Raw genomic sequence first — 21,086 nt, 5'->3', positions numbered from 1 at the left:
GAGTATGCCAACGAGAAACACGAAGATCGTCTGTACGCTCGGGCCGGCGACCGCCGAGCAGCCGACGATCGAACGGCTCATCGAGAACGGGATGTCGGTCGCGCGGCTCAACGCGAGTCACGGTACCACGGAGAACCGCGCCGACCTCATCGAGACGGTGCGCGCAGCGAGCTCGGCCGTCGGCCGATCGGTCGCGATCATGCTCGATCTGCCCGGCCCGGAGATCCGCACCGCGCCGCTTGACGAACCGATCAAGCTCGAAACCGGCACCGAGGTCCGTTTCTCGGAGGGCGAGACCGCGACCCCCGAGGCGGTCGGCGTCTCGACCAGCATCGGTGCCGTCAGCCCCGGCGATCGCGTGCTGCTCGACGACGGCCGCATCGAGACGGTCGTCAGCCGTGTCGAGGGCGAGACCGTCGTCGTCGACGTCGAGAGCGGCGGAACCCTCGGCGGACAGAAGGGGATCAACGTCCCGGGTGTCGATCTCGATCTGGAATCCGTCACCGAGCAGGACCGCCAGGAACTGACGCTGGCGGCCGACTACGACGTCGATTTCGTCGCGGCGAGTTTCGTCCGCGACGCCGAAGACATCTACGCGGTCAACGAAGCCCTGGAGAGCCAGGGCACGGACGTGCCCGTCGTCGCCAAGATCGAGCGCGCCGGCGCGGTCGAACGGCTCGACGACATCATCGAATCGACCTACGGCGTGATGGTCGCCCGGGGTGATCTCGGCGTCGAGTGTCCGATGGAGGAGGTTCCCCTGATCCAGAAGCGGATCATCCAGAAATGTCGTGCGGCGGGCGTCCCGGTGATCACGGCGACCGAGATGTTGGATTCGATGACCCACGCGCGCCGGCCGACGCGCGCTGAGGCCACCGACGTGGCGAACGCGGTGTTCGACGGGACCGATGCGGTGATGCTCTCGGGCGAGACGGCCGTCGGCGACCACCCGGCGCGCGTCGTCGACGCGATGTCGACGATCGTCGGCGAGGTCGAAGCCAGCGAGGAGTACGCCGAGCGCAACGAGCAGACCGTGCCGAAACCCGGCAGCGCCAGGACGGACGTGCTCGCCCGTTCCGCACGCTATCTCGCCCGGGACATCGACGCGGCGGCGATCGTCGCGGCGACCGAATCGGGCTATACGGCGCTCAAGGCGGCCAAATACCGCCCCGACGTGCCCGTCGTCGCCGTCACGCCGTCACGGCAGGTCTGTCGCCATCTCGCGCTCTCGGCGGGGGTCGTTCCCCAGTTCGCGCCGCTCACCGAACGCGAGAAGAGCACGGACGTCGTGGTGCAGAACGCCGTCCAGACGGCCGTCGACGCCGGGATCGTCGCCAGCGGCGACAGTGTGGTCGTCCTCGCCGGGCTGATGACCGATCTCGAGGAGGCGAACACGACGAACATGCTCAAGATCCACGTCGCCGCCGACATCGTCGCCTCCGGGCGCTCGATCGTCGAGGGCGTCGCCACCGGACCGCTCCACCACGCCGAGCACGGCGACCTCACGTCGGTCCCCGACGGCAGCGTGCTGATGCTGCCGACCGACTTCGACGACGAGTTCACCGGTGATCCCTCGTCGCTCGCCGGCATCGTCAGCGGCCACAAGGGAGTCACGGGCTACCCGGCGATCGTCGCCCGTGAGCTCGGCATCCCGATGATCGGTGGGGTCGATCTCGCCGACCTCCCGGCAGACGTGACGGTGACGCTCGACGCCGAGCGTGGCGTCGTCTACGAGGGCGACATCACCAGCACGCGGTAGATCGCTCTCGCTCTCGAAAATCGACCGACGGCTCCGCTGGTCATCACATCGCTGCTCGATCGAATCGATGCCAAGCGAAAAATCAGGCAGTGTTTCGCCGTTTTCGCTCAGTCGACGCGCGCTTCCTCGCCCGCGAGGTCCTCGATGATCTGCATCACGCCGGAGTTGTCGTCGTCGCCCCGGCCGGTCGTCTCCATCGACTTGTAGAGCTCGTGGGCGATTTCGGTCTGTGGCATCGGCGCGCCGAAGGCCTCGCCGGCGTCGGTCGCGATGCGGAGATCCTTGTACTGATAGGAGGCGAAGAAGCCCGGATCGAAGTCACCCTGGATCATCGACGGTGCGCGGTTGTCGAGCGTCCAACAGCCGGCGGCCCCACCGCTGATCGCCTCGACGACCGCATCGAGATCCGCACCGGCCTTCTGGGCGAAGACGAGCGCCTCGCTCACGCCGACCATCTGGGCGGCGACGACGATCTGGTTGCAGGCCTTCGTCGTCTGACCGGCCCCGCTCGGCCCGCAGTGGGTGATCGTCTCGCCCATCGCCGCGAGCAGTTCCTCGTTGGCGTCGAAGACGTCCTCGTCGCCGCCGACCATGATCGAGAGCGTGCCGTCGATGGCACCCTCCTCGCCGCCGCTGATCGGTGCGTCGAGCATCTCAGCACCTGCATCCTCGATCTCTGCGGCGAGTTCCTCGGTGACCGTCGGCGAGATCGTCGACATGTCGATCACGGTCATCCCTTCGCTCAGCCCGGCGAGGATACCGTCGTCGTCACGGACGATCGATTCGACGACCGGCGAGTCCGGAAGGCAGGTGATCACGATGTCGACTTGCTCGGCGACCGCTTGGGGGGAGTCGGCACCCTCGCCACCGTAGTCGACGAGTTCGTCGACTGGTTCCTGCGAGCGGTTGTGACCCACGACGTCGTAGCCTGCGTCGACGAGGTTCTTCGACATCGGGAGGCCCATGATACCCAGACCGACGAAACCGATTGTTTCGGCCATTACGTTGCACGCTCGCAGCCAGTCAGTAAAATCCATCGATCCGTACGTCGACGGCCGGTCTCGTTGCACCATTCGAAGATTTGCATGTGACCGAGAAGACCACCGACTCGTCGTCGACCGACCATGCTGACTCGTCGCCACGCCCCCCGCCGGCCGCGGCGAGGACGCGTCGTAAGCATTATCAGCGTCTCGCCGGTATTCGGGGCCATGCCACAGGTAGGCCAGACGGCACCGGCGTTCAGTCTGCAGAATCAGGACGGCGAGTCGGTTTCGCTCTCGGAGTTCGAGGGCCAGCGCACGGTCCTCTACTTCTACCCGAAGGCGGGGACGGAGGGCTGCACCATCGAGGCGAACAACTTCGGCGACGCATTCGACGAGTTCGAACAGCACGACGCCCAGGTGCTCGGCGTCTCGACGGATTCGGTCGCGGATCTCGCGGCGTTCCGCGACGACGAGGAGCTCCCGTTCACGCTGCTGAGCGACGAGGACGGTTCGGTCGCCGAGAAATACGACTCCGCCGGCGACGGCACCGCGCTCCGCAACACCTTCGTCATCGGCCCGAACGGCGACATCGAGGCCGTCTACGAGGACGTCTCGCCCGGCGAGCACGCCGAGCAGGTGCTCGACGACGTTGCCGCGCGCGAAGTCGCCTAGAACGACTCCCGCGACGACCAATCGACCCGTGTTTTTCGCCGAACGACGTCGATAGCGGCTCGTCCGACCCGTCAGCGACAACGAAACGTCTTTGAGTGGTGGTTTCTCACGTGGCGTGTGAACGATACGTACCGATACGCGGTCGTCGACGAGACGACCGTCCGGACCGCCGTGTGGCACCGACTCCCGAACTGATGGCGCGTTCGTCGCTCCCCGCCGGTGCCCTCGCGGTTCTCGGCACCGGACTGTTCGGGATCGGCCTGGCCGTCGGCGGCTACGGGGCGTCGGTGACGGCGCTCATCGAGCAGGGGGTCGCGGCCGACGTCGCCGGCTTCGGGATGACGATCTATCTGCTCGGCCAGGTCGTCGCGGCGCTGCCCGCAGACCGCCTGACGCGCCGCTACGGACCACGTCGCGTCGTCGTCGGCGGGTTCGCGGTGGGAACTGCGGGAGCGATCATTGGTGGGACGCTCGACCTCCGGCTCGTCTATCTCTCACGCGTCCTGCTCGGCGTCGGTACCAGCGCTGCGCTGCTCGCCGGCCTGAAGTACGCCGGCCACCGGACGGACCGAGAGTCGCGCTCGCTCGCACAGGGCTTGCTCGGCGGGGCGTTCACGCTCGGGCTCGCGGGCGGGCTGGTCGCCGGACCGCCGCTGCTCGCGCGTTACGGGCCGGTGGCGCTGGCGCTGCTCGCGGCGATCGTCACCGCCGCGCCGGCCGCGCTCGTCCTCCGGCTGGAAGCGGTGCCCACCGATCCCGTTCGTCGCGTTGCGAGCTATCTTGCACCGCTGCGCTCGACGACGGGTATCGTCCTCGGGCTGGCCAACATGATGTCGTTCGGCCTGCTGATCGTGGCGACGACGTGGTACGGCGACGTGCTCGGGACGGAGCCGACGCTACCCGCGACCGTGATCCTGCTCGGCTTCTCGCTGGCGACCGTCGGCGGGCGGTTCGGCGGTGGCTGGATCGCGCGCGCACTGAACGAGCGTGCGGCCGTCGCGCTCACCCTCGGGCTGCTCTGTCTGCTGCTCGGTGGCGCGGCGGCCGCCATCGCGATCGACGCACCGCTCGTCCTCGGCGTCATGCTGCTCGGCACCGGCGCGGGCTTCGGGCTGCCGTTCGGCCCGCTGTTCGGCCTCGCCTTCTCGAACCTCGCCGACGACGCCGGGCTGACGCTCGTCACGATGATGGTGATCGGCAACGCCGGCGCGCTCGTCTACCCGTGGCTCATCGGGCGCTCCCTCCGACAGACGGGCTCGTACACGAGCGGTTTCCTCCTCATGGCGCTCTCGGTCGGCGTCGTGGTCGTACTGCTGGTGCTGACGATCGGTCTGGGATCGCTACCGAGCCCATCCTCGGGCGACGCGGATGTCGCTGGCGGTCGGTGATCGAGGCTTCTCGCAGCGCTGGTGAGTGATTTCGGACGAGAGTCGAAATTCGAGTCGTCAGGCCGATCGCGCGAGCCGGGCGATACCGCCGGTCAGCACGCGGGTCGCGGTCGCACAGCTCTCCCAGTCGGTCCATTCGAGCGGGTTGTGCGAGATACCGTCGCGCGAGGGGGCGAAGATCATCCCCGAATCGGTGACTTTCGCGACGTGCATCGTGTCGTGGCCGGCACCCGAGTGGAGCTCCATCGTCGACACACCGCCCTCGGCGGCCGCCTCGTCGAGTGCGGACGTACACCGATCGCTCATGTCGATCGGCGCGATGTCGTAGGGGCGCTCGAACGTGGTGTCGACGCCGCGCTCGGCTTCGAGGCGTGCGAGGCTCGCCTCGACCTCACCGACGATCGTCTCCATCGATTCGTAGTCGACGTCACGGATATCGATCCCCAGTTCGGCGCGGCCGGGAACGACGTTGACAGCGTTCGGGCTGATGTCGAGCTGGCCGACCGTGCCGACGACGCTGTCGCCTTTCTCGGCGACGACGTCCTCGGTCGCCTGCTCGACGTCGAGGACCAGTTCGCTCGCCGCCGCGAGCGCGTCCGTCCGGTCCTTCATCGCCGCACAGCCAGCGTGGTTCGCCTCGCCATCGATCTCGACCGAACACCGGATCGTCCCGGTGATCGAGGTGACGATCCCGACGGGAACGTTCGCGTTTTCGAGCCGCTTGCTCTGCTCGACGTGGACTTCGAGCCAGGAGTCCCACGTGCTCGCGTCGAGCCGGCCGGAGCCCTTCGCACCGATCTCGTTTAGAGCCTCGTCGAGCGAGATGCCGTCGTGATCCTCGAGCGCGAGCGCGTCATCGACCGACCGCTGTCCGGTCGCCACCGCCGAGCCGAGAACGCCGTTCGAGAAGCGTGTCCCTTCCTCCTCGGTGAAACAGATGACCTCGACCGGCCGTTCGAGATCGGCGTCGGACTCCTGGAGCGCACGGACGGCTTCGAGGGCGCTGTAGACGCCCAGCACGCCGTCGAAGATGCCGCCCTCGGGCACCGAGTCGAGGTGGCTTCCCGCGGCGACCGGGGCCGCGTCCGGATCGGCACCGTCGGGCACCCAGCGGCCGGCGATGTTGCCGACCGAGTCGGTCCGGACGTCGAGACCGGCGTCCTCCAGCCGTTCGACGAAATACTCGCGCACCTGCTGGTTGGCCTTCGTTCCCGGGAGCACCGTCCGTCCGTGACCCTCGCCGATCGAGATCGCGCCGTACTCGCCGTTCGTCTCGATGTCGTCGCGCAGTCGATCCTCGTCGACGTGGCGGGACGACTCTGCTGTTGCGTTCATGGTTCGCGTGTCGCTAAACCGTGATCCGGCTTGAATGTGTGGATTGTCGCACTGATTCGCCGGAGCAACGTGTCGAAGCCGGCGTCGGAAACGTGGGAATCAGCGGGGCTGTCGGTGGGTCAGTCGGCCGTCGGTGCCGGCGACTCCGAGAGATATTCGGTGGTGCGCTCGTCGAGATCGAGCTTCCGGAGGACGACGTAGGTGGCGAAGCCGACCGGGAGCCCGACCATCCAGGAGAAATCGAGCAGCGCGATGCTCGCGAGCGAGCCGACGAGCACGCTCGCCAGCGCCGTGACCGAGAACCCCTTGATGAACCAGAAATTCGAGTCACGGCTCTTGTCGTAGAGCGACGGGATCGAGGCGCTACCCGAACGGAAGACCCAGTAGTCGGCCAGCAACACACCGAGCACCGGTCCCAGCGGGACGGCGTAGGCGTTGATCATCAGGAAGTAGATACCGCCCTCCGAGGAGAACAGCACCCACGGGAAGGTCACGACCGAGAGCACGCTCGTGATGATGAGCCCGCGCTCCCACGTGGTGCCGATGGCGTCCTGGAGCACGTGGACGGTCGGGATGAGGTTGAGCGTCAGGTTCGAGGAGGTCTGTGCGGCGAGGACGAACACCATCACCGCGACGCCGACCGTCGGATTCGGGGCCACGTCCATGATGGCGAACACCGGGTTCTGGGTGTTCGTCGTGATCGACGTGCCGAAGATGACGCCGACGAGCGCCATGTAGAGCATCGCCGGCGCGACCCCGAGCAGATGGCCGAGAACGTGGTTCCATGAGCCACGTTTCTTCTCCAGATGGCGACTGAGATCGGCCGCGTTGAGCGCGCCCGTCATCGCCGTCCCGACGTGGGCCGCGACGATCGTGAGGAAGGGCAGCCCCCACGTCCCGCCGTACTCGATTGACTGCGTCGAGATGCCCTGCTTCGAGACGACCGTGAACACCGTGTACGCGAGCAGCACGATGATGACGCCGGCGGCGATCGAGTCGAACCACTTGATCGAACTGATACCGCCCCACGCGAGGGCGATGTTCAACAGCAAGAACAGCACGAAGTAGAGCCGGAGGTTGCCGACGCCCCACAGCGTCTGCGTGATGCTCTGGATCGCCAGCGCGCCGATCCAGTTGCCGATCCCGAGCCAGATGACCGCGGGCAGCATGCGGACGACGTTCGGAACGACCGCCCCACGAGTGCCGAACGCGGCCCGTGCCTGGGCGACGAACGGGATCCCCTCGTCGTAGCCCCAGCGGCCGTTGAGCACGAAGAAGACCGCCGACGTCACCGCGCCGATGGTCATCGCGGCCCCGGCCTGTACCACGTTCAACGGTCCCTGCGGGTAGACGGCGAAAAACGCCGTCGCGAACCCCTGGACGATGATGAACGACGCCCACCAGACCGGGATGTAGTGCGAGAGGCTCATCGAGCGCTCGTCGTCCGGGATCGGTTCCAATCCTTCCGAACTCGACTCCGTCATGGTCGTTCCTCGTATGCCATTGCGTACCGTATATCGAGAAGACACGTGATATATTCTTCGCTGGATTTCAAGAAAAACTCTCAAGAAAAATTCTGAGGCACTATTCAATTCGAACTTCTGCACTCGATTCGACCCTCTAGCGGAATCGAACAGCCAAACGGTTTTACGTTGCTGGGTAGAATCGGTGGTCGATGCCGGTTGATACAGTAATTTCGAACGGGACCATCGTGACGAGCGAGAGCGTTTTCGATGGTGCCATCGCGATCGACGACGGAACCATCGTCGGCGTCGGCGACGAGGAGACGCTGCCGGAGGCCTCGACCACGATCGACGCGTCGGATCGCCTCGTGATGCCTGGCGTCGTCGATCCACACACTCACATCGACGACCACGTTTCGCTCGATAGCTACGAATCGGCGACCAGCGCCGCCGCACTCGGCGGCGTGACGTCGCTCATCGACTTCGGCTGGCAGGCGTACGTCAGCGAGGACAGCGCCTGGGACGAGGAAAGCACGATCCGGGAGGGTGTCGAACGCAAGCGCGAGAAGGCCGAGAACCCGGTGATCGACTTCAGCCTCCACGGCGGCTTCCTGCGCGAGGGCGAGGACGCCTTCGACGAGCTCGAGGGGCTGATCGAGGACGGCATCACCTCGTTCAAGATGTACAGCACCTACGAGTTCGGCCTCTCACACGGCTATATCCGCCGGGTGTTCGACGAGCTGGCGGATCTCGACGCCGTCGGGGGCGTCCACACCGAGGATCACAGCGTCTGTGAGTCGCTGACCGAGGAGTTCCGGAAGGCCGGACGGGACGACCCCCGCTGGCTCGCCGAGGCACGGCCGGACTACGCCGAAGCGATGGCGGCCGACGACGTCGCCAGGCTCGCCAGCGAGACCGGCGTGCAGTACTACGGCTTCCACACCGCCTCCCGGAAGGCGGCGGACGCGCTCGCACGCTACCAGGACGACGGGAGCAACATCCGTGGCGAGGCCTGCGTCCACCACACGACGCTGACGAAGGAGCTCTACGACGAGATGGGCAACCTCCCGAAGCTCACGCCCCCGCTGCGGACCGCCGACGACAACGACGGACTGTTCGAGCACCTCCGTGAGGGCGCACTAAGCGTCGTCTCGACCGATCACGTCGCTCAGAAGCGCGAGCGAAAGGAAACCACTGAGTGGTGGGAGGATCCGTACGGGTCCAATGGGCTCCAGGCGAGCCTCGCGGTGTTCCACGACGAGGCGGTGAACCGGCGCGGCTTCTCCTATCCGTTCCTCGTCCGGACGATGTGTACGAACCCCGCACGGACGTTCGGCTTCGCCGAGAAGGGCACGCTCGATCCCGGCACCGACGCCGACATCGTCCTGTTCGATCCGAACGAGAGCTACACGATCACGGCCGAGGACAACGCCTCGGTCGCCGACTACTCGATCTACGAGGGTCGTGACGTGACCGGGCGCGCAAAAACGACGCTCGTCCGTGGCGAGGTCGTCGCCGACGACGGCGAGATCGTCGAGACCGGCCGTGGCGAGTTCGTCCCGCGCGAACGACCAGACTGGAGCGTCTGAGGCTCACCGTCCGTCGACGGCTGATCGTTGCTCGTTTTCGATGTGCCGACCACACGCGCCTACACGAGCGGTAGCGATCGGGTCGAATCAGCGAGACGGACCAGTGGGTCGTCGGTGAATCAAAAAACGGGATCGATGAACGCTCGCTGCCGGCTTAGACTTCGCGGATGGTGATGTCTTTCTGGCCGTTCTTGAGCGTGTCCTGTTCGAGCTCGTAGAGCTCCTGCTGGGTCGCGTCGAGGTTCGCGACGTGGTTGCCAGCGAGTTCGCCGGCCGGGCTCTTGAAGCACGTCGAGCCACACGGGACGAGGATCTCCTTCTCGTTGCGGTAGCCCGGGTAGAGAAGGATGTCGCCGCGCGAGGGGTACACAGTATGATTCTCGCGGGGGACTTCCGGCAGCTCGATCTCGTCGATGTTGACCCACGTCGCGTGCCCGCTCCAGCGGACGTGCATCAGGTCCGATTCGAGCGGCAGGAAGTCGCGCATGGCATCGATCGATTCCGGTGCCTCGTCTTCGAGCAGCTCGGCCGTGTAGACGTCGCCGCCGATGTCGAATTCCAGTTCTCCCATATCTCTGGAACCAACCGCCCCTCTGATAAGGATTGTGAATCACTGTGACTGACTCCCGACGGATCGGGAGACGGACGTCGATCGCGGACGATATTCCACGACGGCGGTTCGTTCGACGATATCGAAACTTACACGTACTGCTCGAACCACATGATAATTGCAAGATCTCGGCTTGGCAAGATCGTTTGACTCAGCGAGATGTGGCTAAATATTCAGGGTTTCCATATTTGGTTCATTATAACCGAATCGCGGATTAATCTCTCAATATAAACTATGCCTTTTATTCAATAGAGTATATGTATCGGTAGCTGCAACAAACGAATCCGCGAAAGAAGACCACGAGAATTCACGCACCAGTTCATGCAGTTGCTCCCGTCGCTCCGCTCGCGGGAGCGACGGGGCAACCCTGTCGTTGATTTCGATCAACGTCTCAACGAGATACGCTTCCTTGGCATGATCGAGGCGGACGCTCAGTCCGCCTCGTTCGTCCCAAAATGCTACGTTCGCCCGCTCAGCGAACGTTACCAGCGTCCACGCGAGGAACACTAACTGGACGTAGCGCTCTATTGCCTGTTTTCCTTCCAGCTGGTACTGCTTGAAGCCGAACTTCGCGTTCGATTCCTCGTGGACCGTCTCGATGTTCCACCTGTGTTCGACGAGTTCGAGGATCTCGGCCGCTGACCGGCCGAGATCCGTACTCAAGTAATGTCGAGTCGTGTCCTCGGTCTCGCTCGCGACGATCTTCACCGAACCGACGCCTTCGATTTCGACGATCTTGCTCGCAATGTCGTAGGTTCTCTCTTTTCCACGGACGGTGATCGTCGTCGACTCGTATTCCAGCGTCGACGCGAGGGCGTCGACGCGTTGGGTCCAGACAACACCCTGCGGTGAGACGTGTTTGTTGGATTTCAGCCGACAGACGACATCATGGCCTTGGTTTTGGATCGTAGCGACTCTTTCGTCACCGTAGTACGCGGAGTCGAAAACGACGGTGAGAGCCGCTCCAGCCGGCAGCTGGAGCGGCGTGACGATCTCTTCGACAGCGATCTTGGTCTTTTTCTTGAACGGTTCGTCGAAATCCGGCGCGAGATCTTCTGGAAGGTACATCCGCGCACGGTAGGGAACGTAGACGTCACCGACCTGGAGGCAGGAAGTAACGATCTTGTTGCCCAGTTCCGTCTCGCCTTCGACTGGATTGTACAACCGGGCGACGCCATCGGTGGCGTCGCCGGTTTTCGGCACGAACGTATCGTCGATGTGGAGGAGTACATCGTCACCAGCACCGACCTGGAGCTGGTCGAAGACGTACTCGGCGTGGTATTGGACGAGATCGGTGGTCGACCAGTCAGCACCGCTGAAGAAGTAATCGTAGGCTCTGCGGGATTTCGCGTTCCCGTCGGGACGCGAAATCCCTTGGGAGAGTCCACTGACTGTCCACTGCGTTTCGCCATGAATCAGTGTGCTCACGAGGTGTTTGAGCGAATCAGCGTTGCGGCTGTCGGAGAATGCTGGTTCAAACGTCGAGAAAGCTTGTTCGAACCACGGCGGAAGACGAGTAACGCCGAGCACAGGATGGAAACATTAGGACTACACCGGGAACCGCCGTTCGATGTTCCTACCTACTGCTCGCTGACCAGTCAGCGAGCGTAGGGAAGAGTTGCCAAGCCGAGTGCAAGATGACTGTCACCGGCCGTCCGATGCTGGACAGTTCTCGAGCCACTGGTTACAGAGATGACCACTGATACACAGATGACAGGGAACACTCACGACAAGCGACTCCACGAGCGGAAGTTCGTGCGGACGTTTTTCACCTCGCCGACGGCGGTCGAGGGCGAGGAGGACTCGGCGAAGATGATCCGCAGCGCGAGNCACGACAAGCGACTCCACGAGCGGAAGTTCGTGCGGACGTTTTTCACCTCGCCGACGGCGGTCGAGGGCGAGGAGGACTCGGCGAAGATGATCCGCAGCGCGAGCGAGCTGCGCGGGATGCAGGCACCGGACGTGTGGGTGCCGGACAACGAGGACGCGACGGCACCGTCGATGCGCGACGAGGGTGCGGCGAACATCGTCGAGGTGCTCTCGGAGAACGGGGCGGAGTTCCCCGGCGAGATCCACCCGCGGGTGGTCTGGCACCGCGACAGCCCCGAGACGCGCCATCAGGGGCTCAAGCGCATGCTGTCGATCGCCGACCCAGAAAAGGGAGCCGTCGAGCACCTCGACGGGTTCGTGATCCCGGAGGTAGGTGGGATCGACGACTGGAAGAAAGCCGACGAGTTCATCACGATCGTCGAGCACGAGCACGGTCTCGAAGAGGGCTCACTGGCGATGTCGGTAATCGTCGAGTCGGGTGCCGCCGAACTCGCGATGGGCGACCTGCGCGAGGAGATGGGCAAACCCACGAACAACCTCGAACGGCTGTTCATGCTCGTCGACGGCGAGGTCGACTACACGAAGGACATGCGCGCGATCACGCCCACCGGAAACCTGCCGGCGTGGCCGGAACTGCGCCACAACACCTCGCGCGGTGCGAGCGCGGCCGGTCTGATCTCGGTCGACGGTCCCTACGACGACATCCGCGACGTCGAGGGCTACCGCGAGCGCATGACCGACAACCAGGCCAAGGGGATGCTCGGCATCTGGTCGCTCACCCCTGGACAGGTGGTCGAAGCGAACAAGTCGGGCCTGCCGCCGGCGACGGGTTCGTGGCTGCTCGACGACGGCAGCCAGCAGGTCGCCCTCGACAGTGAGGACGGCAANGCGAACAAGTCGGGCCTGCCGCCGGCGACGGGTTCGTGGCTGCTCGACGACGGCAGCCAGCAGGTCGCCCTCGACAGTGAGGACGGCAACGAGGTCTACACGGGCGACCGACTCTCGCTCGACGAGAGTGGTGACGACTACGTACTGACCGTCGGGAGCGACGAGCGCCACCTCGACGAGGAGGAACTCAGCGAGGAGCTGCTCGACATGGTCGAGTACGTCCCGAGCATGGACGANACCGTCGGGAGCGACGAGCGCCACCTCGACGAGGAGGAACTCAGCGAGGAGCTGCTCGACATGGTCGAGTACGTCCCGAGCATGGACGACATCGTCGACTCGATGGAGCAGTTCGAGGAAGCCCGTGATGCCGGCACCGGTGCGATCGCGATGGAGCGCGCCGCGACCATCGAAATCGACGGCATCTCGGTGGACGTTGCGAACGATCGGATGTGGGACGAAGCGACCTATCAGGCGTCGATGACGCCCGTCAGCCTCTTCCAGGACGTCTACGAACACCGTCCGGACCAGCACGACGACCTCGAGGAGCTCTACAGCCCCGACGTCGTCGAGCGTGCCACCGACGTCGGCAACTGATCGGTCCGGCTTTCTTCTTCGTTCACGATTTTTCTTCACGCGTGTCGGCCGATATGGTCCCTGAGAGCCTTCGTACTAGAGGTGGCAGAGTGACTATTCGTTCGATTCGTTCTGACGAGGAGTAGGCCGCGCGGGTCGATTCAGTCCGTACGAATCGTCACCATCCCATCGAACTTGAGGAGAACCGACTGGGCGAGATCGCCGAAGAGTGCTTTGCCCGTCGGGGAGCGTTTTCGCCCGCTGATGAAGATGTGGTCGCAGTCACGCTCGTGGGCGAGCTCGAGGATCTGTTCTTCCTTGTCGCCGAGCATGCCGACGGCCTCGTACTCGACGTCGAGCCCGTCGAACATCTCGGTGCCGATGTCCTCGGCGAACTGTCGTGCACCCTCGCGCGCTCGCTTGCCGCCGTAGCCGACGTTTCGTTCGGGGATGTCGGCCATCGAGGTGGCGTACTCGCTGAACTGTTCCTCGGTCGTGACGTGGATCAAGAACAGCTTGGCCCCGACACCTTCGGCGAGTTCGCCGGCTTCTCGCACGAGTTCCTTCGTCGATTCGGTTCCTTCGACGACCACGAGCGCTCGTTGCATGCTACGTGATCCGGGAGATGGGATGGTAAATCTACCGGTGGTGTCGTCGTTTAAAATAACTGATTTCTTTGGACCGATATCGCGATAGCCGTCGATCAGTCGTTGACGTCCGTGGCGGCGACGTCCTTTTCGGGCGAACTGTCGACGGGGTTCGACTGCGGAAGCAGGGCGTTGAGGATGAGCGCGGCGAACCCGCCCATGACGACGCCCGAACCCATCAGCGGCTGGACTACTTCGGGGAGGTTCTGGACGAGTTCGGGGCGGAAGGTGACGCCCAGCCCAAGCGAAGCAGCGGCGGCGATGATCGTCGTGTTGCGCTGGGTGAGCGAGACTTCACGGTGGATGATGTTGAGGCCGCTGGTGAAGATCTGTGCGAAGAGGATGAGCGTCCCGCCACCGAGGACGGGGTCGGGCACCGTCGTGATGATCGCACCGATCTTCGGGATGAACCCACCGACGAGGAGGATCACACCACCGATACCGACGATGAACCGGCTGGCGACGCCGGTGAAACTGATCAGGCCGACGTTCTGTGCAAAGGAAGTGTTCGGGAACGCGCCGAAGATGGCTGCGATGCCGCTCATAACGCCGTCACCGAGCAGCCCGCCACGGATCTGGCTGTTCGAAGCGTTCCGTCCCGTCTCGGAGACGATCGCCGAGATGTTGCCGATCGTCTCCATGGCGACGATGACGTACACGGCCGAGATGGCGATGATCGCCCCCGGATCGAACGCGATGCCGAACTTCAGCGGGACCGGGACCGCGAACCAGCCCGCATCCGCAACCGGTGCGAAATCGACCATGCCGAGGAACACCGCGACGACGTAGCCCAGGAGGATACCGAAGAACACGCTCGCGATGCGGAGGATGCCACTGAAGAACTGGTTCAGCGCCAAGATAACCAGGAAGACGAGCGAGGCGACGCCGAGGTTCATCAGCGAGGCGTAGCCCGCCGCACCCGGGCCGGAGGACGCACCGGCGGCGTAGTCGATCCCCGTGGGGATGAGCGTCAGGCCGATGAGCATCACGACGACACCGTTGACCAGCGGCGGAAAGAGTGGCTTGAACCGCTCGTAGTTCGCCCCGATGAAGGTCTGGAGGAGTGAGCCGACGAGTGCGGCACCGAATATCGTCGCCAACCCGGCGTTGTCGGCGATGAGCTGCAGCGTGCCGAGGAACGCGAAGCTCGTCCCCATCATGATCGGGAGTTTCGCGCCGACTGGGCCGGCGGGGTAAGCCTGGATCACGCTCGCGACACCCGCGACGATGAGTGCCATCTGGACGAGGAACGTCGTCTCCCCGGTTGCGAGCCCGATCGCCGATGCCATGATGAGTGGCACCGCGATGTTTCCGAGCACCATCGCGAGCACGTGCTGGAACGCTAGTGGGATCGCTTCCCCAAGTGGTGGCTTTTCCTCTATGTCGTAAACGACGTTCGATGCGCTGGTTTCATCTGACTGTGTCATACATTCCCTGACCATGAGTCCCGCTTACGATCACTTAACAATGATGATTTTCACGGATACGCGTTCGATCGACCGTTATCTATCTGGAAAATACCCAACGGATAGCTGGCCACGGACCGCAGTCTGTCATCATCGGCGAGCATGGGGTAACGCCGGTGCTATCGGACTGTGTCATCGAAAACGCGACCGTTCGGCAGGTCGCGACCGCGTCGTTAGCTGCCGCGATACGTCGTGTAGCCGCCGGGCGAGAGCAGCAGTGGCACGTGGTAGTGCTCGTCGGGCTCCTCGATGACGAACCGGACCGGCACCGTCTCGAGGAACGTCGATCCCGTTTCGCTGCGGCGGTAGTAGTCGCCGACGTCGAACTGGAGCTGGTACGTTCCGGCTTCCATCTCGTCGGGCGTCAGAAGCGGCTCGTCGAGGCGACCGTCGTCGTTGGTCGTCCCGTCGGCGAGCGTCTCGGCGTCGCCGTCGGAATCCAGCCGCTGGAGCGTCACCGTGACGCCCTCGGCGGGTCCCTCCCGGCTCGTGTCGAGTACGTGCGTCGTGAGCTCTGCGGCCATCTGTTTACTGTTCTTCGAGGTCGTCGCGATCCATCGAGAACTGCTGGTAGCCGGTCGGTCGGGCCGGCTCGCGCAGCACTCTGACGTCCTCGTCGCCGTCGATCTCCTCGCGAACGGCGATCCAGGTCTGGTTGTTGGCCTCGAAGTTGACCGATTCGAGCTGCGGGAACCGTTCGAGCACGCGCAGGCCGACCTGGTAGATGAGGTCCTGGATCGACTGCGAGTAGATCTCGTCGAACATGACGTGGGTGATGTCGCGGACCTGCTCGGGGGCGACGTAGCGCTGGGGCTCCTCGCCGAGACAGTCCTCCGGATCCTCGTAGGTCCAGAAGACGTCCATCGAGATGTACAGTGTGCGGTCCTCGCGCTCGGGCAGAGTCGTGTGCTCGTCCTGGACGTAGTCGGTGAACGAGCTGCCCTTCACCTTGACCAGCTGCATGTCGGTGATACCGCTGTTCTGCTCCTCGATCTGCGGGCCGTCGTCGCCGCGGGTGAGGTAGACCTCGCCGAAGCCGGACTCGTTCTGCGAGACGCGGAAGACGAGATCGCTCGGCTCGAAGTCGCCGTCGTCGGTGGGGACGTCGAGCTCGTCGAAGGGGATCTGGTCGGCCGACAGCTGGATCGCCTCGATCTGGGGATACTGGTCGAGGAACTCACGGCCCGTGAAGTCGAGGAACCCCTCGACCGTCGCGCCGTCGTACTCGCCCAGCTGGTACTGGACGAAGTTCTTCATCGTGTCCGTCGCGACCAGGTCGGTGTTGTCGGCTTCCTTGAAGTTCTTGAAGAACTTGTCGCCCTCGAGTCGGACGCGAACGTCCAGACCGAGCAGCGTGTTGTCGCGACCGTCGAACGACGATTCCGGGATCGTCCGGACGTTTTCGAGCGGCGACGCGTAGGTTCGGTAGATACCGATCTTTTCCTTCCCGTAGTTCATCAGCCGTTCGCCCTCTTCGGGTTCGGGCTCACGGTGTTTGTTGGTCGTCATACGCAGTTGTGTGGTTATGCCACCCACTACAAAAGCTTTTATACTCGATTCATCATGAGGTTTAGGCGTTTCGCTGACCGATCCGAACCGGTGTGAGGCGATCCGAATCGCCCATCTCGACGGCCTGCCACGCCCTTCCCGATCGGCGTTGTCGGGAATCGACCGTAACGGGCGGCCCGAACGGACGCATTGGTGAGTAAAACGAGCGCGCTTCTTCTCCGTAACTTGTTCGGGGCCCCTCGCGGCCCGTGCGCGAACGGTTCCTAGCCTTCCACCATGTCGTCGAGGCGGAGCCGCGCGATCTCGTGGACCTCGTCGAGGGCGGTTCGGAACTCCTCGTCGGGGCTGTGCTCGACGCGTTCTTCCATCGCGCTCCGGATCGTCTCCGGTGACTCGTCGTTCACCGACATGATGAACGGGAAGCCGAACTTCTCCTGATATCGATCGTTCAGTCGCTGAAACGCCTCGTACTGCTCCGGCGTAAGCTGGTCGAGCCCGGCGGACGCCTGCTCTTGTTCGGAGGCGTCGGTCATCTCGGTCTGATTACCGAGATCGGGATGGGCCTTGAGCAGCTCCCGCGTGCGCTCCTCCGAGGCTTCCTCGACGGTCGCCTCGAAGGTCTCCTGCAGATCACTGACCGACGAGAACGGCTGTGCCGACCGGCTCCGCTCGGCCACCCATGGCGATGTCTCGTAGACGCTGCCGAAACGGTCCACGAACGCGTCCTCGTCGAGCTGATTCGCTTCCTCCAGAGTGAGTTCGGCCATGACTGCTGCCGGTCGGTTCGCCGGCCAGTTAAAACTCTCCCTTCACCAGCGAACGACGGGAGCGACATACTACAGACTTCGCACGCATATGGGCAGTGGCGTTTCCGCTTCCGACATTCACCTTCGGTTTGTGACCATGATGATGTCTCATTTCGAAACATACGTTTCCATACCGAACTATCGTCCAGAACCGTCGCCATCGCACATCCGATTCGGCATGTCGAGACCTCCTTTCGCGTGCTATCTCTTTCCCACGATCTCTTTGGACGTGTCGTGGCGAGTCGAAAAAAGCGAATCACGCCGACGAAGCTCTCGAACCTGATTTTTCGATCGTTCGAACATACCGTCTCGTGCGTGATGGCAACATCGATACGGATCGCTTTCTGCACGACGACGTGGTTGGGGAACCAACTATCCGTTCAGATAACCTTCTTTTCGGAGATCGAAACACCGACCGTGCCAGCCGAGTTACGTCCCGCTCAGTTTCGGATGCTGCTCGTCCCCATGAACCAACACGTATCACGGCTGGTCACGCCTGTTCGACAACCGATCGTGGACTATACTGTCGCGGATCGATCCTCGCCATCGACCGTCTTCGGCTGGGATGACTCCCTCGACGCTGTTCTCACCGTTCGAAGCCGGGCCGTACTCCGAGAACGAGGGGTACAACCGTGGACGGCATGGGTGGCTTTTCGCACTCCTGTCTACTATGACAGTATGACTGTCGTCATAGAAGATCGAACGCCACCGGGTAGGGAGGGAGAACTCGTTCCATCGCTCGGCGTTTCGCGGCGACGTCACAGCCGTCGTCGACATTTGGAGAGCATTGAATGTCTGTACCGGCTGGCTAGCCGTGCGAGAGGTTTATCTCGATTTCGTTGACCGCACCGAGGAGCAGTTCCGGAAACTCCTCCGTCAGCGTCTCGCCTGCCAGACGGTTGGCCGGTCCGGAGATGCTGAGCGCGCCGATGGCGACGCCACGATCGTCGGTGATCGGCGCACCGACCGCGTACAGACCCGGGACGGACTCCTCCCGGTTGAACGCGTAGCCACGCTCTCGGATCCGTTCGAGATGGTCGAACAGTTCGTCGCCGTCGGTGATCGTGTCGTCGGTACGGGTGGGCAATCCGTAGCGTTCGACGATGTCGCCGACGTGTTCGGGCGAGCGGTGGGCGAGGATCGCTTTGCCGGCTGCGTGCTGGTGAAGATAGCCGACGTCGCCCTCGCGGCTGTTGGTGCGGACGGACTGTGTCCCGCTCGCGCCGTGGAGATGGATGCTGCGTCCGTTCTCGGCGGTCATACACCACACCTTCTCGCCGGTCCGCTCCGCCAGCTCGTCGACTTTCGCGTGCGCCTCGTGATACAGCGGCCGCCCGTCTCGCGCGTCGAGGCCGAGATCGAGGAATCGGAGTCCGAGCGAGTAGCCGCCGTCCTCGACGAGATAGCCACGCTGCACCAGCGTTCCGAGATGGCGATGGATGGTGCTTTTCGCCCGATCGAGATCGGTGGCGATCTCGCTCACCCCGGCACCGTCGTGCTCGGCGACGTATTCGACTATCTCGAACGCCGTCTCGACCGTCGTCACCGGGTTGGCCACCTCGTGCATGCTTGCTACTGTATCCCGCCCGAGTTAGTTCTGTTCCCATGAGTGAAACAGGAATTCGCCTGTCCGGTAATCGAGTTCGTCATCGTCACTGCGGCTGTTCCGGATAGGTCCACGTCCGGCGGTTCATCGCTGGAGCTGCTCGATCCGTCGACGACACGGATTGCCACCCCGATCGATAGAAGGAAGTCGTTCCGTGCGAAGTTTGGCGTACTGTCATACGCATTGGCGTCGATCCGGTTTCGCGAGCGTGACTGCACACTCACCGGCTCGACGCCCGCTGTGAACAGTCACTCCCAGTTATGACAACTGTCAGTACGGAGCTCGTCCGGACGCTGGAACGCCTCGACGTCGAATATCTCTTCGGCTATCCCGGCGGGCGAGCCATCGAACTTCTCGAAGCGCTCGCCGAGTCAACCATCGAGGTCGTGCGCCCGCGCGACGAGCGCGAGGCGAGCGTGATGGCCGAGATGTACGGTCGCCTCCACCGCAAACCGGGCGTTCTCACCGGTCAGGGGCCCTGGATCGGCTCGATCGGCGCGATCGGACAGTTGGAAGCACGGCTTGGCTCCTCGCCGATGGTCGTGTTCACGGAGGCCTCAGAACGCGGCGAGTATTCGACGCTCGCGCCCTACCAGCAGGCCCGCGGCGACTACGGCGGGTTCGCACTGCCGAAGATCCTGGACGGGATCACCAAGGAGTGGTGGTTCCCCCGAACGCCGAAGGAGACCCTCAGAACGACGCAACTCGCGTTCAAACACGCGACCGCCGGCCGGCCCGGACCCACCGCAGTGATCCTCGACGGCGACGCCGTCACCGCCGAAATTCCAGACACCGACGAGCCACCGACGCTCTGGCCGCCCGAGGAACAGGTCAGAAACTGGGCATCGCGTCCCACGACGACCGACGTCGAGCGAGCGGCCGAACACCTCGCCACGGCCGAGCGCCCGGTGATCGTCGCGGGCAACGGTGTCCACGCGGCGGGGGCCTACGACGAACTCGAAGCCGTCGCCGAGCGCTACGAGGCGGTGGTGGCGACCTCCTATCTCGGGAAATCCACGATCGCCGAGACGCACCCGCTCGCGGCGGGCGTCATCGGTTCGTTCGGTCACGAGGGCGCGAACCGGGCCGTGAGTGAGGCCGACACGCTTCTCGTGGTCGGCTGTCGGCTGAACCCGATGGATACCAACTGGGGTGCCGAGTCGTTCGTCCGGCCGGACGAACAGACGATCATTCACGCCGACGTCGACAGCCGCAACGCGGGCTGGGTCTATCCTGCCGACGTCGGGCTGATCGGCGACGCGAAGCGGAGTTTGGGCGTGCTCGATCGTGCCGCCGAGGCGTACGCACCGGGCAACGACTGGGCACGCGAACGCGCCCGCGATGCTCGCGAGTCGTTCCGGGTAGCCGAATGCGACTCCGACGCCGAACCGATCAAACCACAGCGAGCGGTCGCCGCGATCGACGGGATCGTCGACGGAGACACGCTCGTCACCGCCGATTCGGGCAACAACCGCTTCTGGTTGCTCAACTACCTTCAGACGCCCGCACGACGAACGTACTTCGGCAGCGGCGGCGTCGGCGGGATGGGATGGGCCGGTCCCGCGGCCGTTGCGGCGGCTATCACCACCGATCGGGACGTGGTCGCGGTCGCGGGCGACGGTGGGTTCGCGATGACGATGACCTGTGTCGAGACCGCGGTCGAGTACGGCGTCGCACCGACGTTCGTCGTCCTCAACGACACGAGCCTGGGGATGGTCCGTCAGATGAACGATTCGATCCCCGGCGTGGAGTTCCACGACACCGACTTCGTCCGGGTCGCCGAGGGGTTCGGCGCGGTGGGGACGCGCGTCCGCTCGCCCGCGACTCTCGACGAGACGCTCGCCGCGGCGAAGACGGCCGACGTTCCCACGGTGGTCGACGTGCGCATCGATCCCGACGAGGAGATGGCCGAGAACCTCCAGTCGTCGTTCTACGAGTCGGTCGGTGGCCTCCACGAGTAGT

17 protein-coding genes are annotated in these 21,086 nt (G+C 64.1%); 6 read left to right on the top strand and 11 right to left on the bottom strand.

Going from position 1 to position 21,086, the window contains the following annotated elements:
- Positions 1-4: 4 nt before the first annotated feature.
- Complete coding sequence (gene pyk / locus C451_RS14760; protein ID WP_007741752.1) at positions 5-1,759, top strand: pyruvate kinase; 1,755 nt, start codon at positions 5-7, stop codon at positions 1,757-1,759.
- A gap of 107 nt (positions 1,760-1,866) precedes the next feature.
- On the opposite strand, the gene C451_RS14755 is transcribed toward pyk, so the two are convergent.
- A complete protein-coding gene (locus C451_RS14755; RefSeq protein ID WP_152420478.1) occupies positions 1,867-2,796 on the bottom strand; it encodes an NAD(P)-dependent oxidoreductase in 930 nt (309 codons plus the stop codon).
- Between the two features lie 171 nt (positions 2,797-2,967).
- Here C451_RS14755 and C451_RS14750 point away from each other — a divergent pair, with 171 nt between their 5' ends.
- Positions 2,968-3,414, top strand: coding sequence for a peroxiredoxin (locus tag C451_RS14750; RefSeq protein ID WP_007741750.1), 447 nt, complete (start codon positions 2,968-2,970; stop codon positions 3,412-3,414).
- Positions 3,415-3,608: 194 nt separating this feature from the next.
- Positions 3,609-4,802, top strand: coding sequence for an MFS transporter (locus C451_RS14745; RefSeq protein WP_007741749.1), 1,194 nt, complete (start codon positions 3,609-3,611; stop codon positions 4,800-4,802).
- Between the two features lie 57 nt (positions 4,803-4,859).
- Here the strand turns inward: C451_RS14745 and C451_RS14740 are convergent, their stop codons facing one another.
- Entirely contained in the window at positions 4,860-6,137 is a 1,278-nt protein-coding gene (locus C451_RS14740) for a M20 family metallo-hydrolase (RefSeq protein ID WP_007741748.1), read from the bottom strand.
- Positions 6,138-6,256: 119 nt separating this feature from the next.
- Positions 6,257-7,621 (bottom strand): cytosine permease, encoded by a 1,365-nt coding sequence (locus C451_RS14735; RefSeq protein ID WP_049913139.1) that lies wholly within the window; start codon positions 7,619-7,621, stop codon positions 6,257-6,259.
- A 191-nt stretch (positions 7,622-7,812) separates the two neighbouring features.
- On the opposite strand from C451_RS14735, the gene C451_RS14730 reads away from it, so the two are divergent.
- Positions 7,813-9,189, top strand: coding sequence for a dihydroorotase (locus C451_RS14730; protein WP_049913138.1), 1,377 nt, complete (start codon positions 7,813-7,815; stop codon positions 9,187-9,189).
- Positions 9,190-9,343: 154 nt separating this feature from the next.
- On the opposite strand, the gene C451_RS14725 is transcribed toward C451_RS14730, so the two are convergent.
- Positions 9,344-9,760, bottom strand: coding sequence for a DUF3830 family protein (locus C451_RS14725; RefSeq protein ID WP_007741741.1), 417 nt, complete (start codon positions 9,758-9,760; stop codon positions 9,344-9,346).
- 261 nt (positions 9,761-10,021) lie between these two features.
- Positions 10,022-11,329: an IS701 family transposase gene (locus C451_RS14720; protein WP_007741740.1), complete on the bottom strand. Its 1,308-nt coding sequence runs from the start codon at positions 11,327-11,329 to the stop codon at positions 10,022-10,024.
- 282 nt (positions 11,330-11,611) lie between these two features.
- On the opposite strand from C451_RS14720, the gene C451_RS14715 reads away from it, so the two are divergent.
- Complete coding sequence (locus C451_RS14715; protein WP_049913151.1) at positions 11,612-13,111, top strand: aldolase/citrate lyase family protein; 1,500 nt, start codon at positions 11,612-11,614, stop codon at positions 13,109-13,111.
- Between the two features lie 140 nt (positions 13,112-13,251).
- Here the strand turns inward: C451_RS14715 and C451_RS14710 are convergent, their stop codons facing one another.
- The 6 genes from C451_RS14710 to C451_RS14685 all read right to left on the bottom strand — a co-directional run bounded on the left by C451_RS14710 (position 13,252) and on the right by C451_RS14685 (position 19,085).
- A complete protein-coding gene (locus tag C451_RS14710; RefSeq protein WP_007741738.1) occupies positions 13,252-13,698 on the bottom strand; it encodes a universal stress protein in 447 nt (148 codons plus the stop codon).
- Positions 13,699-13,793: 95 nt separating this feature from the next.
- Positions 13,794-15,164, bottom strand: a complete 1,371-nt coding sequence (locus C451_RS14705) for a uracil-xanthine permease family protein (protein ID WP_007741735.1) — start codon at positions 15,162-15,164, stop codon at positions 13,794-13,796.
- A 212-nt stretch (positions 15,165-15,376) separates the two neighbouring features.
- Entirely contained in the window at positions 15,377-15,727 is a 351-nt protein-coding gene (gene uraH, locus C451_RS14700; protein ID WP_004055321.1) for a hydroxyisourate hydrolase, read from the bottom strand.
- 4 nt (positions 15,728-15,731) lie between these two features.
- Complete coding sequence (pucL, locus tag C451_RS14695) at positions 15,732-16,712, bottom strand: factor-independent urate hydroxylase (protein WP_007741730.1); 981 nt, start codon at positions 16,710-16,712, stop codon at positions 15,732-15,734.
- Positions 16,713-16,975: 263 nt separating this feature from the next.
- Entirely contained in the window at positions 16,976-17,479 is a 504-nt protein-coding gene (uraD, locus tag C451_RS14690) for a 2-oxo-4-hydroxy-4-carboxy-5-ureidoimidazoline decarboxylase (RefSeq protein ID WP_007741729.1), read from the bottom strand.
- Between the two features lie 847 nt (positions 17,480-18,326).
- Positions 18,327-19,085 carry an IclR family transcriptional regulator gene (locus C451_RS14685; RefSeq protein WP_007741728.1) on the bottom strand — a complete coding sequence of 253 codons (759 nt, stop codon included), beginning with the start codon at positions 19,083-19,085 and terminating at the stop codon, positions 18,327-18,329.
- Positions 19,086-19,384: 299 nt separating this feature from the next.
- Between C451_RS14685 and C451_RS14680 the strand changes: the two genes are divergently transcribed.
- Positions 19,385-21,085 (top strand): thiamine pyrophosphate-binding protein, encoded by a 1,701-nt coding sequence (locus C451_RS14680; protein WP_007741727.1) that lies wholly within the window; start codon positions 19,385-19,387, stop codon positions 21,083-21,085.
- Position 21,086: the final 1 nt, after the last annotated feature.

The sequence above is a fragment of the Halococcus thailandensis JCM 13552 genome (assembly GCF_000336715.1).
Classification (GTDB): domain Archaea; phylum Halobacteriota; class Halobacteria; order Halobacteriales; family Halococcaceae; genus Halococcus; species Halococcus thailandensis.
This window is presented reverse-complemented; position numbering and strand designations above follow the sequence as displayed.

What these genes read in the sequence shown, in the direction of transcription:
- pyk (WP_007741752.1), top strand. Translation starts at nt 5, where the DNA reads ATGCCAACGAGAAACACGAAGATCGTCTGTACGCTCGGGCCGGCGACC.
- C451_RS14755 (WP_152420478.1), bottom strand. Translation starts at nt 2,796, where the DNA reads ATGGATTTTACTGACTGGCTGCGAGCGTGCAACGTAATGGCCGAAACA.
- C451_RS14750 (WP_007741750.1), top strand. Translation starts at nt 2,968, where the DNA reads ATGCCACAGGTAGGCCAGACGGCACCGGCGTTCAGTCTGCAGAATCAG.
- C451_RS14745 (WP_007741749.1), top strand. Translation starts at nt 3,609, where the DNA reads ATGGCGCGTTCGTCGCTCCCCGCCGGTGCCCTCGCGGTTCTCGGCACC.
- C451_RS14740 (WP_007741748.1), bottom strand. Translation starts at nt 6,137, where the DNA reads ATGAACGCAACAGCAGAGTCGTCCCGCCACGTCGACGAGGATCGACTG.
- C451_RS14735 (WP_049913139.1), bottom strand. Translation starts at nt 7,621, where the DNA reads ATGACGGAGTCGAGTTCGGAAGGATTGGAACCGATCCCGGACGACGAG.
- C451_RS14730 (WP_049913138.1), top strand. Translation starts at nt 7,813, where the DNA reads ATGCCGGTTGATACAGTAATTTCGAACGGGACCATCGTGACGAGCGAG.
- C451_RS14725 (WP_007741741.1), bottom strand. Translation starts at nt 9,760, where the DNA reads ATGGGAGAACTGGAATTCGACATCGGCGGCGACGTCTACACGGCCGAG.
- C451_RS14710 (WP_007741738.1), bottom strand. Translation starts at nt 13,698, where the DNA reads ATGCAACGAGCGCTCGTGGTCGTCGAAGGAACCGAATCGACGAAGGAA.
- C451_RS14705 (WP_007741735.1), bottom strand. Translation starts at nt 15,164, where the DNA reads ATGACACAGTCAGATGAAACCAGCGCATCGAACGTCGTTTACGACATA.
- uraH (WP_004055321.1), bottom strand. Translation starts at nt 15,727, where the DNA reads ATGGCCGCAGAGCTCACGACGCACGTACTCGACACGAGCCGGGAGGGA.
- pucL (WP_007741730.1), bottom strand. Translation starts at nt 16,712, where the DNA reads ATGACGACCAACAAACACCGTGAGCCCGAACCCGAAGAGGGCGAACGG.
- uraD (WP_007741729.1), bottom strand. Translation starts at nt 17,479, where the DNA reads ATGGCCGAACTCACTCTGGAGGAAGCGAATCAGCTCGACGAGGACGCG.
- C451_RS14685 (WP_007741728.1), bottom strand. Translation starts at nt 19,085, where the DNA reads ATGCACGAGGTGGCCAACCCGGTGACGACGGTCGAGACGGCGTTCGAG.
- C451_RS14680 (WP_007741727.1), top strand. Translation starts at nt 19,385, where the DNA reads ATGACAACTGTCAGTACGGAGCTCGTCCGGACGCTGGAACGCCTCGAC.